We start from the raw sequence: 13,182 nt of genomic DNA, 5'->3' as shown, positions 1-13,182 counted from the left end.
TCGCACACCTCCTGGGGCCACACCTCCGGGAGCACCCCCGGGTGGTCGGGTCGGTTGGTGGTGCGGTTATTCCCTTCTAACACGCCCTTCGATCGACGGAAATCCCGGCACGACCTACCGACTTCCAGGCGACCGAGCCCGCCGCCTGCGAAGCAGCGGCAATTCAACACAGCGGCAATTCAACACAGACAAGACCGGGCGCCGCCCCCGACGCGGCGCACCGGTCTTGTCGTCGCGCGGCCCATCCCCCGACAGACCGCGCCTTCCACACCTCCGACGCCCGCAGGCCCCGACCCTCTGGCGCCGGAAGGAGGCTGGTTACCACTCCTGACCTCGATCGAAACGGGTTGGTGGTGGTAGTTCCCACGATCGCACGGCCCCTACCCCGCAACTCAAGCCCGTTCACCCTCAAGGACCTTCTGTACAGCGCTTTCGTTGCCTGGTTTCACCCGGTCATCCCATTGTTGTGACCGAATCGCAACACAGCGTCCAGGTGATGGACCACACCGGCTAGACACTGGTACGCCCGTACCAGTGTCCGGCATACTGGTACGCATGTCCCAGTCCGCCCGCCTCTCCGACTACCGCACCGCCCTGACCACCCCCGGTATGCGCGGTCCGGTGATCGCGTCGCTGCTCGCCCGGCTGCCCATCGCCATGGTCGGCCTCTCGCTGCTGCTCTACGTGCAGCTCGAGACGGGTTCGTTCGCGCGGGCCAGTCTGGTCTCGGCGGTGTCGCTGGTCGGCGTCGCGGTGGGCTCGATCGTGCAGGGCAGGCTGATGGACCGCCTGGGCCCGACCCGTCCGCTGATCGGCGCGGTGTCGCTGTTCGCGGTGTTCGTCACGCTCGCCGTGATCGCCGTCGAAACGCAGGCCCCGCTGCTGGTGCTGGTGCCGGTGGCGTTCGCGGTCGGCTTCAACGAGCCGATGGTGGGCTCGGCGTCCCGTGCCCTGTGGGCGCGGATGCTGCCGCCCGGCTCCGCCCGCCTCGCCGGGTACGCCTACGAGGCGATCAGCATGGAGGTCTTCTTCATCCTGGGTCCAGGCCTGGCCGGTCTGCTGGTCGCGGCCCCGTGGGCGGGCACCGGCGTGGTGATCGGCGCGGGTTCGATGATCGTCGGTGCGCTGTGGTTCGCGCTGACCCCGACGGTCCGAGGCGTGCAGCCGGAGCAGATCCACCGCAGCATGCTGGGTGCGCTCGCGTCACCCGGTATGCGGACGGTGGCGCTGGCCGCGCTGGGCTTCGGCGTGACGATCGGCTTCATCGAGGTCGCGGTCCCGGCCGCCGCCGACAACGCCGGTCACGTCGGTTTGGGCGGGCTGCTGCTGAGCCTGTGGTCGGTCAGTTCGGTGCTGTTCGGCGTGCTGTACGCGATGAGGCCGTTCCCCAAGGCCATGCACCTGCGCCTGCCGGTGCTGCTCGGCGGGTTCGCGCTGCTGTCGCTGCTGCTGGCGATCCCGACCACGCTGATCGGGCTGGGCGCCGCGCTGCTCGTGGTCGGCACCCTGATCACGCCGCAGGCCACCTCGCACTCGGCGGCGATCGAGCAGGTGGCCCCGGCGGGCACGGCGACCGAGGCGTTCGGCTGGGTGGTCACCGCGCTGACCATCGGCCTGGCTCTCGGTCAGTTCCTCAGCGGCCAGCTGGTCGAGGCCTACGGCACGTCGTCGGCGTTCGTCGCCGCCGCCGTGGCGGGCCTGGCCATCGCGGCCCTGGTGTGGGTGTTCCGCCGCACCGTGGCGGCCGGCGTGCCGCCGCAGCACCAGGACGAAGTGGCCCTGGTCTCCCGTTGAACCGCCCTTGACCAGCGCGGACATCAAGATTGTCGGTGGTCGGGTCTAGCGTCGTGGGCATGGACCTGACCGCGACCACCGCCGAGTTGGCCGCCGCTGCCACCGAGGTGTCCCGCCTGCTGCCGACCAGGGTGCTCGACCCCGTGCTGGCCGGTCTCGTGCTGCGTGCCGGGCCGGCCGGGGTCGAGCTGGCAGGCAGCGACCGCGAGCACGCCGTGCGCCTGACGCGGCCGGCCACGGTGCACACCGACGGCGAGGTCGTGGTCCCCGCCAGGCCATTCGCGGACACCCTGCGCAGCCTCGGCGACCCGCAGGTCCGGCTGGTGGTGGAGGGCTCCCGGCTGGCCGTCCGCACCGGCTCGGCCCGCTTCGCGCTGCCGCTGCTGGACCTGGCGTCCCACCCCGGCGTGCCGCACCTGCCCCCGGTGGCGGGCGCGATCCCGTCCGACCTGCTGGCGGCGGTGCTCGGCGCGGTCTCCAGCGCGACGTCGAAGGACGACGCCCTGCCGATCTTCACCGGTGTCCGGATGCTCGGCATCGGTCACCGGATCGAGTTGATCACCACGGACCGCTATCGGATGGCGTACGCGACCGTCCCGTGGTCGCCTGAAGGTTCCCTGAACGTCCTGGCGCCCGCCGCTCTGATGGCTGACGTGGCGCGCCTCCCGCAGCAGACTGTCGTCCACATCCACGCGGACGAAGACCGCATAGCCCTCTCGTGGTCGGGCGGCAGTGTGAGCACTACCCTCCTGGCTTCTCCGTTTCCCGACGAGCGAGCCCGCAAACTGCTGGAGGCAGTCATAGACAGCACCGTGGTGGTGGAGGCGGACGCCCTGGCGGGAGCCGTGCGCCGGGCGACGCCGTACTCGGGCCCGCACGGCTCGGTGACGCTCCAGGTCGAGGACAGCGAACTGCGGGTACGCGGCAGCGACCCGCAGACCGGCGAGTCCGAGGAGTCGGTGAAGGCCACCATCGAGGGCAACCGGGTGACCAAGACCTTCCAGGCGAGGTACCTCGCGGACGCCCTGAGGGCGTTCAGTGGACGCCGGGTGGAACTCCGCATCCAGGACGGCCTCCGCTCCACCGTGCTGACGTCCCAGCCGGGCGACGACGGCATCGACCTCAAGTACCTCGTGGTACCCCTCCGCACCGTCGCCTGACCACACCGCCTGACCACATCGCTAGTCCGCACCGCCGGAGCGCGCCACCGCAGACCCGGTGCGCCCCGGCCCGTGCACTGCCTGCCGAACCACTGCCTGCCGAACAGCTCCCGTCGCGACCGGCCCGTCACCCCGCGCCCGAATCTCCCGGCGGGCGTACCCCGACGGGCGGCGCCACGTGCTCGACGACCCGTCAGGAATCGGCCAGGTACTCCAGCTGCGACCGCACGGACCACTCCGCCGCCTGCCACAGCGAGCGGTCCACGTCGGCGTAGACCCGCTCCACCACCTGCCGTGCGGTGGGCGAGCCGCCGAGTTCCTCCACAGCCGCCCGCACCTGCGCCAACCGCTGCTCGCGGTGAGCCAGGTAGGCCTGCGCGACCGAGCCGACGTCCGGCAGCTCCGGCCCGTGCCCCGGCAGCACCACGGTGTCCGGCGGCAGGTCGGCGAGCGTCTGTAACGACTCCAGGTAGTCCCGCAGCTTGCCGTCCAGCACGGTGGTGCCGCGCCCCAGCACGGTGTCACCGGTCAGCACCGCGTCGCCGACCAGGAAGCACAGCGAGTCGTCGGTGTGCCCCGGCGTCGCCAGCACCCGGATCTCCAGGCCGCCGGCCTCCACGACGTCACCACCGGCCAGCCCCTCCGACCCGAGCCGCAGCGCCGGGTCCAGCGCCCGCACCGGAGCGCCGACCAGCGCGCCGAACTCGGCCGCGCCCCCCGAGTGGTCCGGGTGCCCGTGCGTCAGCAGCACCACGTCCACCGGCCCGAACGCAGCCACCCGCTCCAGGTGGCCGCGGTCGGACGGGCCGGGATCGACGACGGCGCACGACGCCGACCCCGGCGCGCGCAGCAGCCAGGTGTTGGTCCCCTCCAGCGTCATCACCGAGGGGTTCTCCGCCAGCACGACCGACGCGAACGGCGTGACCTCGCGCAGCTGCCCGTACGCCGGGCTCACGGCAGGACCACCCGCACCGCGTTGCCGTCCCGCACGACCTTCGGAATGATCTTCTCCACCTCGCGCGACGCCGTGAGCACGTCCGCCACCCCCGAGAACTCGGCCAACTCCGTCAACGTCACCCAGGTGGGCGGCATCAGCAGGCGCCGTCCCTCCCGCCAATCCTCCAACGCGCCCGCCGGCGACTGCCACACCGCGTCGGACGCCTCCGTGGTCCACCCGTCCGCCCGCTGCCCAATCGGCAGCACGGCGACGAAGAACCGCGTGTCGTACCGGCGGGGCTCCTCGGCGGGCGTGACCCAGTTGGCCCACGGCCGCAGCAGGTCGGCCCGCAGCACCAGCCCCTCGTCGGCGAGGAACTGCGCCAGCGACACCTCACGGGCCACCAGCGCTTTCCGCGCCTCGGCGTAGGGCGAGGTATCGACCACGACGGAGTCGGACGCCCCGGCCAGCAGCACCCCGGACTCCTCGAACGTCTCCCGCACCGCCGCGCACACCAGCGCCCGCGCCAGCTCCGGCGGACAGGCGAACCGCTCGGCCCACCACTCCGGCGGCGGCCCGGTCCACGCCACGGACGTGTCGGCGTCCCGCGGGTCGACGCCGCCGCCGGGGAAGACCGTCATCCCGCCCGCGAACGCCATCCCCCGCACGCGCCGCTGGAGGAACACCTCGGTGCCCGCGTCGCCGTCGCGCAGCAACATCACGGTCGCGGCGTCCCGCGGGGTCACCGGGACCTCGGGGACGACATCGGGCACCATGCCCGGCGGCAGTACCAGTTCCTCGGGAAGTTCGCGCACGATCCCGAGCCTACGACGAGGATCATCCCGCGTGGACACCGCGAAAAAAGGCTGCCTGGTGAACGTGCTGCTGTTCGCCCTGGGCGCGATCATCGGCATCGGCATGACAACCGTCTCGGGGCTGATCATCTTCCTGTCGACGACCGAGACGATCAGCTCGGACGAGGGCACCCCCGGCGTCTGGGTGAAGAAGTCGGAGAGCGTGCTCGGCCCGCCGGAGTACGAGGTGTGGCTCGGCCGGAGCGAGGACCACGGTCACGTGGTGGAGATCCCGGGCGGCTGGGACGACTCGCCGGAGGTGGTCCGCCAACCGGACGGCGTCGAACTCCGGTTCGACAACGGCGGGCGGATTTTCGTCCCTGCCTCGGCCTACCTCGGCGGCCGGTGAAACCATGGGCCTCGTGGACGAACAGCTGCGCGTAGGACTCGTCGGAGCCGGCCCCTGGGCACAACTCGTGCACGCGCCGGGGCTGGCCGACCACCCCGGAACCCGCCTGGCGTCGGTCTGGGCCCGCCGCCCCGAGGCCGCCGCCGAACTGGCCCACTCCTACGGCGCGACGGTCGCCGCCGATCCGGACGAACTGCTGTCCACTGTGGACGCGGTCGCCTTCGCCGTGCCACCCGGCGTCCAGGCCGACATCGCCGTCAAAGCCGCGCGGCAAGGCAAGCACCTCATCCTGGAGAAGCCCATCGCGTCCACTGTGGACGACGCGGAACGCCTGGCCGAAGCCGTCGACCAGTCCGGCGTCGCCTCGCTGGTCGTGCTCACCAGGCGCTTCGCCCCGGAGACCGGGGAACAGCTGGCCCAGCTCCGCCAGGCCGGCGGCTGGGTCGGCGGCAACGCCCGCTGGCTGACCGGAGCCCTCCTCGGCGGACCGTTCGCCGACTCCCCCTGGCGCCACGACCGCGGGCCCCTGGACGACGTCGGCCCGCACGCGTTCGACCTGCTGGACGCCGCACTCGGCCGGATCACCGACGTGATCGCCGCGAACCGCTCGGAGACCGGTCTGTGGCAACTGGTCTTCGCCCACGAGGGCGGCGCGACCAGCAGTGCGTCGCTGACCATGACCGTGCCGCTGAACCCCGGCATCGCCGAGGTGAGCGTCTACGGCGAGCACGGCTACCGCACCCTCGCGGATCGGGGGACGACCGCGCAGCAGTGCTACACGAACCTGCTGGACGACTTCGTGGCCATGGTCGCCAGCGGCACCACGACCCACCGCTGCGATGTCCACCGAGGCCTGCACCTGCAACGCATCATCGACCTGGCCCGCCGCAAAGCCGAGTCGTGAGGCGCGTCGACGTGCCGCGGTGGACGGCGTGAAAGATCCGGGGCTCGGCTACCGGGCAGACCAGTCACGCCTACCGCCGCTTGACCCCCGGAAGCCCGAGCCGCACTGCCGAGGTTCCATTCTTGTGTGATGAAAGTCACAGCTATATTCGAGCCGACAGCCGCCTGATCTTCGGTCCACCAGGCCTCTGAGAGCGCCACGCGACCTACCCGACACGCCGCGAAGCACTGGACGCCCGATCCCGGAGGAGCGGGCGTCCAGTGCCGGCCCGAAGACCGTTCCCGGCCGGAGCCGGATGGTCAGCCGGGGTACTTGCCGTTGTTCGGCTTGGGCACGCCGTTGACGAACTCGGGGCCGGGTGGCCAGGTCTGCTGCTCGCGCTGCGCCAGCTCCTCGTGCAGCTGCTGCAACAACGCCCGCTCCCGGTCGCTGAGCTTCGCGTCCACGGTCGGCGGCAGGTGCACCGCCGCCGGAGCCTGCCCGTCCGCCAGCGCCGCCTGCAACGCCGCCAGGTCGTCCGGACCCAACTCGGTCGTCACCTCGGCCCGCGACAGCGGCGGCTCCTCGATCGGCGCAGGTTCACCGTTCCGCCCGCGAAGCACTTCGTCGTGTCCGGGCGTCGGCTCGTCGTGTCCGTGCGGCGCATCGTCGTGTGCCCGGGCCGCTCCCTCGGGGAGGTGCGGCTCGTCGTGTGCGCGCTGTGAACCGTTCCGCGAGTGACCCGCCTCGTCGCGGGACCGCGAAGGGCTCTCGCCCCGCGACCGGTGCGAATCGGTCCGCACCACGTGCGCATCGTCCCGCGAGTGCTCCCGCGAGTGGTGGTGCGAGTCGACCGGCACCGGCTCCTCGACGGCTGCTTCGGCAGCGGGCTCGGCCGCTTCCTCCACCACGGGCTCGCGCACCGGCAGCCGCTTCACCGGCTTGGGCGGGAAGGGCTGCGCCCCCTCGAACGGGTCGACCCGCGCACGACGGGGCTTGGAGCCGGCTTCGGGTTCCACGGGCACCGGTTCCGGCTCGACCACCGGTGCCTCGTCCCGGACCTCGCCGTCGAACCAGGTCGCCGGGTCCGGCGGGCTGTCCGGCACCGCCACCGACTGGAAGAACACTTCCCGGGCCGTGGTCACCGCCGCGGCGTGGTACTCGCCGAGGGGCGTCCCGACGGTCAGCACCTCCACCGCCGCGCGGATCCCGGCCTGGCGCAGCACGGTGTCCACCCGGTAGGCGGTCGCCGGGGCGAACCCCGCCGGACCGATGTCCACCAGGACCACCCGCTGCGGCAGCGGACCGGGCGTCGCGCCGGCTGGGCTGGAACGCCAGGTCGCCCGCACCGAGCGCACGTCGGGCAGCACGGAGGCCGTCTTGCCCAGCACCTCGGCCAACCCGTCGGCCGGGTCGGACTCGACGGTGAACCGGTGGCGCGGCACCGGGACCTGCTCGACGGCGAACAACCTGTCCGCCAACGACCGGTCGGACCGCACCTCGGCCAGCAGCCAGCCGAGCTCACGGCGTTCGTCCACCGACACCGGGATGCGCCCGGCCAGCAGCACGCCGACCAGGAGCTCGACCGCGCGGTCCAGCTCGGCGACCGCCAGCAGCTCTCTCGCCTGGGTCAGCGCGTCGTCGTCGACCCGACCGGCCAACGCCAACAGGAGGTCGTGTAAACGGACGGGAAGCCCCACTCCGTCGTTCGTCACGCCTGCTCTCCTTCCGGCCCGCGCGGCAGCGACGAGCTCTACACGGGCACCAGGTGCCCGTCGGCCTCGGCGCCGGTGCACACCAGCTCCGATGCCGCCAACGCCGCCCGGTGGTAGGGCGGCAGGTCAAGTCCGGCGGGCAGGACCTCCACGCACGGGTCGTGCTCGCCGAGCGCCCGCAGCACCCGCTGGAGCTCGGCTGCCAGCCGGGCGGGCTCGGACGTGGCCGTGACCAGGATGACCCTCCTGACCCCGTCCGCGCCGTGCCGCCACGTGGACCGGACTTCGCCGACCCCGAGGCGACCGCGCATGGTCGCGCCGAGCACCACGGTCGCGGAATCTCCCATCAACACCCGTTCGGGTGATTCCGGGGTGAATGTGTAACCGGGATCGGGCTCCTCGTCCAGTCCCTTGACAGAACTGATCGAGGAAAGATCGGCACCGTGCGGGACCAGACCGTCGGTGAGCAGACGTTGCTCGCGGTCGGTCAACCCGATCCGGTCGTGCAGCAGCGTCCGGGGCAGCGCCCGCGCGAGCACCGCGACCGCGTCCGACGCGGCCCAGTCGCGGAACCGCCAGAGCACGTCGTCCGGCAGCCGACCGGCCAGCCGCAGCAACAGCTCGTGCAGGGTGTCGGACATCTCACTCCCCGATTTCGACGATCAGGTCCACCTCGACCGGCGCGCCCAGCGGCAGCTCGGCCACGCCGACCGCCGCCCGGGCGTGCCTGCCCGCGTCCCCGAAGACCTCGCCCAGCAGCTCGGAAGCGCCGTTGACCACGGCCGGCTGCCCGGTGAACCCCTCGGCGGAGGCCACGAAACCGGTCAGCTTCACGATCCGGACGACCGCGTCGAGGCCCACCAGGTCGTCGACCGCGGCCAGCGCGTTGAGCGCGCAGGTCCGCGCGTGCGCCTTCGCCTCCTCCGGGCTCACGTCGCCGCCGACCTTGCCGGTGGCCGCGAGCGACCCGGCGACGAAGGGCAGCTGCCCGGACGTGTACACCAGGTTCCCGGAGCGCACCGCCGGCACGTAGGCCGCGACGGGCGCGGCGACCGGCGGCAGTGCCACGCCGAGCTCGGCCAGGCGGGACGTCCAGCTCATGCCTTCGGCCGCTTCAGGTAGGCGACGTGCTGCTCACCGCTCGGGTTCGGCAGGACGGTGACCAGCTCCCAGCCGTCCTCGCCCCACTGGTCCAGGATCGCCTTGGTGGCGTGGATCAACAGCGGGACCGTGGCGTACTCCCACTTCTGCATGTCGGGCAGCCTAGCCGCACTCCCCGGGGCCGCACCCGCGGATCGGGTTCACCGGGCGCCGGGACCGCGCGCTGCCGAGCCCGGACGACTCGGGGCGCCCCCGGCGGGACGCCCCGGGGCGCGCGGTCAGCCTCGGCCGGCGGTCTTCACCTCGGTCAGGAAGGCCCGGAACGCCCGCGCCCGGAAGACCAACGTCCCTCCGTCGCGGTTCTTGGTGTCCCGCACGCCGGTCACCTCGTCCGTCACCGCCAGCTCCACGCACTGCGCGGCGGACGCGCTGCGGCTGCTCTTGCGCCAGGTCTGCTCGATCATGAGTCTCCTAGGGTGTCCCGGACCGCCAAGACGAACTTGACGGAGTCCTCCGGAGTCAGCGCGGCGGCCGCCGCGTCACGCCAGACGCCGTCCAACGGCTCCACCTCCTCCGGTTCCTCGAGCATGGCAAGACCGGAGATCTCCTCGGTATAGGCCGCACAGGGGGCGTCCTCCTCGGGGAAGTCCAGCAGCAGCAGCGCCGTCGGCTGCGGGCCGTACGCGCCGGCGTCGAACGGCAGCACCTGGATGGTCACGTTCGGCCGTTCCGCCGCGTCGACCAGGTGGTCGAGCTGCTCCCGCAGGACCGCCGGGCCGCCGACCGCCCGGCGCAGGGCGGCCTCGTCGATCAGCGCGTGCAGCTCGAACGGATCCGCGCGGCTGAGCAACTGTTGGCGGCTCAATCGTTCGGCTCCCGCTGTTTCGACCCAGTCGTCACCGACGACCAGCCGGTGCGAGGCGCGGGCGACGGCCTCGGCGTAGCCGGCGGTCTGGAGCATTCCCGGGACGTAGGCGACGTCGAGCGTGCGCTCCCGGTACGCCTCCAGCTCGTCCATCCGGAACCGCCGGTACTTGACCGGCAGGGCGCCGGCGTGCTCGATCCTGGCGTTGTCGACGTCCGCGACCTCCCACATCCGGAGCAGGAACGTCTTCAGCTCGGGCGGCGCGGCCAGCTCGTCCAGGATCACCGACACGGACGGCCAGCGGGCGAGGTGCGTGCCCTGGAGCAATCGGGTGACGGTCGGCCGCGACACCCGCGTGCGCCGGGCGATCTCCTCGGCGGTCAGCCCGGACTTGCCCTGCAACTGCTTGATGAACCGGGCCAGCCTGCGCTTGCCCCGAGTAGTGCCATCCGCCATTCAGCTCAACCTTCTCACTTTGCGTAGTTTTCCGTCGCGGGACATCACCCGGCTGAACGCCGAGGAAGTGAACAGTGCAGATGTTAGGGTCCTCACAGCGGCGAGGCAATCCGGGGACGGGGCGGGGATGGATCGCGACGAGTTGGAGATGGCGGCGGGGGCCGGGCGGGCGCTGGACGAGTGCAGGCGGTTCATCGCGCGGGTGCTGGACGAGTCCGGCGGTCGCGGCACCACGGACTACACCGAGCCCATCGAGCAGTGGGCCCGCAACCTCGGGGTCGTGCTGCTGGACGTCGGGTGGCAGGCCATGAAGTGGGCCGAGGCGAGGGGGTACGTCGTGGTCGAGGGCCACGTCGAGATCGGCGGGACCAGGGAGGACGAGGACGGATGACCGGGATCGACGTGGAACGACTGGCGCCCCAACTGTTCGCCGTCGTGCAGACCGACGACGAGGACGACTGGATCGCCGCCTGGGGCATGGCGTTCGAGGACCACGCCGAGGTCGCGTCCACCTCCGGCGACCTGAGGATGCTGACCGCGAGCCCGGAGAGCGCGTTGCGGTACTTCGAAGAGGGCGACGACGTGCGGACCACCCTCGTCTGGGTGAACCCTGCCCAACCACGCACTTCGGCGCTACTTTGATCACGTGGAAACGTGGCGGATCGTCGCGACGGGCTCGTTCGTCCTGGGCGGGCTGATCATGGTGCTCGTCGGCATGGCGCAGGCCCGTGACCGCAGGCACGGCACGTCCGCCGACGTCTGGCGGGCGGCCCTGATCGGGCTGGCCGTGGTCGCCGTGGTGGCCCTGCTCATCGCGTACTGGCTGCCCTCGGTGGCCGCCTGGGGCATCGTCGCGGCGACCGCGATCGCGGTGGCCTTCGTCACCATGATGGATTGACCGCGTTCAGCGGGTCTCAGCCGCGCGCGCATAGGCTGACCTGGTGAACGGCTGGACCGAAGAACTCTCCCGAGCCCGGCTGCACGTGGTCACCGGCAAGGGCGGCACCGGCAAGACGACCGTGGCCGCCGCGCTCGCGCTCGCCCTGGCGACCGGCGGGCGGCGGGTGCTGCTGGTGGAGGTCGAGAACCGGCAGGGCATCGCGCAGCTCTTCGACCGCGCACCGCTGCCGTACTCCGAGGAGCGCATCGCGTCCGCGCCCGGCGGCGGCGAGGTCCGCGCGCTGGCCGTGGACCCGGAGGCGGCGCTGCTGGAGTACCTGGACATGTTCTACAACCTGGGCTTCGCCGGGCGGACGCTGCGCAAGATGGGGGCGATCGAGTTCGCCACCACGCTCGCGCCGGGCCTGCGCGACGTGCTGCTCACCGGCAAGGTCAAGGAGTGCGTCCGGCGGGCGGGCAGGACCGGGCGGCACGAGTACGACGCCGTGGTGCTGGACGCCCCGCCGACCGGGCGGGTGGTGCGGTTCCTGGACGTCACCCGCGCGATGGCGGACCTGGCCAAGGTCGGGCCGATCAAGGGCCAGAGCGACGGCGTGGTCAAGCTGCTGCACTCCGGCGACACGGCGGTGCACCTCGTCGCGCTGCTGGAGGAGATGCCGGTGCGCGAGACCCTGGACGCGGTGGCCGAGCTGGACGCGGCCGACCTGCGGCCGGGCGCGGTGTTCGTGAACCGGGTGCGCGCGCCCCGGCTGCCCGCGCGGTCCGTCGAAGCCGCCGCGGCCGGGCGCGTCGACACCGAGCGGCTGCGCACCGGTCTGGCGGCCGCCGGGCTGGAGGTGGACGACGAGGTGCTGACCGGCCTGGTCGACCAGACCGTGGAGCACGCCATCCGGGTGCGGATGGAGGAGCAGGCCAAGGGGCTGCTCGCGGAGGCCGACCTGCCGACCGTGGAGCTGCCCGAGCTGACCGACGGGGTGGACGTGGCCGCCCTGTACGAGTTGGCCGAGGTGCTGGTCGGAGGAGGTGTGCGATGAACCGCCTGGACGTCGACCACCTGCTCGACAACCCCGAGACCAGGGTGTTGGTGTGCTGCGGCTCGGGCGGAGTCGGCAAGACGACCACAGCCGCCGCACTCGCCGTGCGGGCCGCCGAACGGGGCCGCCGCGCGGTCGTGCTGACCATCGACCCGGCGCGCCGGCTGGCGCAGTCGCTGGGCCTGCGCGAACTGGACAACCACCCGCGCCGGGTGCGGGTCGACGGCTACGAGCCCGAGGGCGAGCTGCACGCGATGATGCTGGACATGCGTCGCACGTTCGACGACATGGTGTGGCAGCACGCGGGCCGGGAGCGGGCCGAGCAGATCCTCCAGAACCCCTTCTACCAGACGATCTCCACGTCGTTCTCCGGCACGCAGGAGTACATGGCGATGGAGAAGCTGGGTCAGCTCGTCGCGCAGGACGAGTGGGACCTGATCGTGGTGGACACCCCGCCCAGCCGCAGCGCGCTGGACTTCCTGGACGCGCCGCAGCGGCTGTCGACCGTGCTCGACGGCAAGCTGATCCGGATGCTGTCCGCGCCCGCGCGGGCGGGTGGACGTGGCATCCGCAAGATCGTCGGCGCGGGCTTCGGCCTGTTCACCAAGGCCGTGTCGACCATCATCGGCGGTCAGCTGCTGCAGGACGCGTCGACGTTCGTACAGGCGTTCGACAGCATGTTCGGCGGCTTCCGGCAGCGCGCCCAGGCCACCTACGACCTGCTGCGATCACCCGGCACCGGGTTCCTGGTGATCGCCGCGGCCGAGCCGGACGCGCTGCGCGAGGCCAGCTACTTCGTAGACCGTCTGTCGGCAGAACGTATGCCGATCAATGGTTTGGTCGCCAATCGTACGCACCCGGTGCTGGCCTCCCTGCCCGCACCGGGCGCGCTCGCGGCAGCGGACCGGTTGGAGCGTTCGGGGGACGCCCCGTTGGCCGCCGCTGTACTGCGGGTGCACGCGGACCGCGCCGCCGTCGCCGATCGGGAGAAGCGACTGCTCGCGCGGTTCACCCGCGCGCACCCCGGTGTTCCGCTCGTCGGTGTGCCCGCGCTGCCCGCCGACGTGCACGACCTGGACGGCCTGCACGAGATCGGCCGGCGGTTGGCGGGCGAGTGACTAGCCCACCGGCACC

The 13,182-nt window shown here is 72.1% G+C and carries 17 protein-coding genes; 9 read left to right on the top strand and 8 right to left on the bottom strand.

The features are described 5' to 3' along the window. Positions 1-555: 555 nt before the first annotated feature. Both FHS29_RS27685 and dnaN read left to right on the top strand, forming a co-directional pair. Positions 556-1,794, top strand: a complete 1,239-nt coding sequence (locus tag FHS29_RS27685) for an MFS transporter (protein WP_184695483.1) — start codon at positions 556-558, stop codon at positions 1,792-1,794. Between the two features lie 59 nt (positions 1,795-1,853). After that, complete coding sequence (gene dnaN / locus FHS29_RS27680) at positions 1,854-2,954, top strand: DNA polymerase III subunit beta (RefSeq protein WP_184695482.1); 1,101 nt, start codon at positions 1,854-1,856, stop codon at positions 2,952-2,954. Positions 2,955-3,147: 193 nt separating this feature from the next. On the opposite strand, the gene FHS29_RS27675 is transcribed toward dnaN, so the two are convergent. Then, the gene (locus tag FHS29_RS27675) at positions 3,148-3,909 is read right to left on the bottom strand and encodes an MBL fold metallo-hydrolase (protein WP_184695480.1); all 762 of its coding nucleotides are present in this window, start codon (positions 3,907-3,909) and stop codon (positions 3,148-3,150) included. Beyond that, the gene (locus FHS29_RS27670; protein ID WP_221456740.1) at positions 3,906-4,667 is read right to left on the bottom strand and encodes an NUDIX hydrolase; all 762 of its coding nucleotides are present in this window, start codon (positions 4,665-4,667) and stop codon (positions 3,906-3,908) included. The genes FHS29_RS27675 and FHS29_RS27670 overlap by 4 nt, the downstream gene beginning before the upstream one ends. Before the next feature lie 70 nt (positions 4,668-4,737). Here FHS29_RS27670 and FHS29_RS27665 point away from each other — a divergent pair, with 70 nt between their 5' ends. Further along, positions 4,738-5,094 (top strand): hypothetical protein, encoded by a 357-nt coding sequence (locus FHS29_RS27665; protein ID WP_184695546.1) that lies wholly within the window; start codon positions 4,738-4,740, stop codon positions 5,092-5,094. A gap of 4 nt (positions 5,095-5,098) precedes the next feature. Continuing rightward, entirely contained in the window at positions 5,099-5,998 is a 900-nt protein-coding gene (locus FHS29_RS27660; protein WP_184695476.1) for a Gfo/Idh/MocA family protein, read from the top strand. Between the two features lie 299 nt (positions 5,999-6,297). Here FHS29_RS27660 and FHS29_RS27655 read toward each other — a convergent pair whose 3' ends face one another. From FHS29_RS27655 to FHS29_RS27630, 6 genes are all read right to left on the bottom strand, one after another. Next, positions 6,298-7,644, bottom strand: a complete 1,347-nt coding sequence (locus tag FHS29_RS27655) for a hypothetical protein (protein ID WP_184695474.1) — start codon at positions 7,642-7,644, stop codon at positions 6,298-6,300. Between the two features lie 86 nt (positions 7,645-7,730). After that, positions 7,731-8,333 (bottom strand): hypothetical protein, encoded by a 603-nt coding sequence (locus FHS29_RS27650; RefSeq protein WP_184695472.1) that lies wholly within the window; start codon positions 8,331-8,333, stop codon positions 7,731-7,733. 1 nt (position 8,334) lies between these two features. Continuing rightward, a complete protein-coding gene (locus tag FHS29_RS27645) occupies positions 8,335-8,793 on the bottom strand; it encodes a RidA family protein (RefSeq protein ID WP_184695470.1) in 459 nt (152 codons plus the stop codon). Continuing rightward, on the bottom strand, positions 8,790-8,945 hold the full coding sequence (gene sp36, locus FHS29_RS27640; RefSeq protein WP_121223613.1) for a Sp36 family protein: 156 nt from the start codon (positions 8,943-8,945) through the stop codon (positions 8,790-8,792). The genes FHS29_RS27645 and sp36 overlap by 4 nt, the downstream gene beginning before the upstream one ends. Positions 8,946-9,071: 126 nt before the next feature. Then, on the bottom strand, positions 9,072-9,257 hold the full coding sequence (locus FHS29_RS27635) for a DUF397 domain-containing protein (protein WP_184695468.1): 186 nt from the start codon (positions 9,255-9,257) through the stop codon (positions 9,072-9,074). Beyond that, positions 9,254-10,114, bottom strand: coding sequence for a helix-turn-helix domain-containing protein (locus tag FHS29_RS27630; RefSeq protein WP_184695466.1), 861 nt, complete (start codon positions 10,112-10,114; stop codon positions 9,254-9,256). Before FHS29_RS27630 ends, FHS29_RS27635 begins: the two co-directional genes overlap by 4 nt. 127 nt (positions 10,115-10,241) lie before the next feature. Between FHS29_RS27630 and FHS29_RS27625 the strand changes: the two genes are divergently transcribed. The 5 genes from FHS29_RS27625 to bagB are packed head-to-tail and all read left to right on the top strand — an operon-like array spanning position 10,242 to position 13,166. Then, positions 10,242-10,505, top strand: coding sequence for a hypothetical protein (locus FHS29_RS27625; protein ID WP_184695464.1), 264 nt, complete (start codon positions 10,242-10,244; stop codon positions 10,503-10,505). Beyond that, positions 10,502-10,756 (top strand): hypothetical protein, encoded by a 255-nt coding sequence (locus FHS29_RS27620; RefSeq protein WP_184695462.1) that lies wholly within the window; start codon positions 10,502-10,504, stop codon positions 10,754-10,756. The genes FHS29_RS27625 and FHS29_RS27620 overlap by 4 nt, the downstream gene beginning before the upstream one ends. Positions 10,757-10,760: 4 nt before the next feature. Continuing rightward, positions 10,761-11,012 (top strand): hypothetical protein, encoded by a 252-nt coding sequence (locus tag FHS29_RS27615; RefSeq protein ID WP_184695460.1) that lies wholly within the window; start codon positions 10,761-10,763, stop codon positions 11,010-11,012. Positions 11,013-11,055: 43 nt separating this feature from the next. Next, on the top strand, positions 11,056-12,048 hold the full coding sequence (gene bagA, locus FHS29_RS27610; RefSeq protein WP_184695458.1) for an ATPase BagA: 993 nt from the start codon (positions 11,056-11,058) through the stop codon (positions 12,046-12,048). Next, positions 12,045-13,166, top strand: a complete 1,122-nt coding sequence (gene bagB / locus FHS29_RS27605; protein WP_184695456.1) for an ATPase BagB — start codon at positions 12,045-12,047, stop codon at positions 13,164-13,166. Before bagA ends, bagB begins: the two co-directional genes overlap by 4 nt. Positions 13,167-13,182 lie beyond the last annotated feature (16 nt).

It is taken from the genome of Saccharothrix tamanrassetensis (assembly GCF_014203665.1).
GTDB classification, from domain to species: domain Bacteria; phylum Actinomycetota; class Actinomycetes; order Mycobacteriales; family Pseudonocardiaceae; genus Actinosynnema; species Actinosynnema tamanrassetense.
This window is presented reverse-complemented; position numbering and strand designations above follow the sequence as displayed.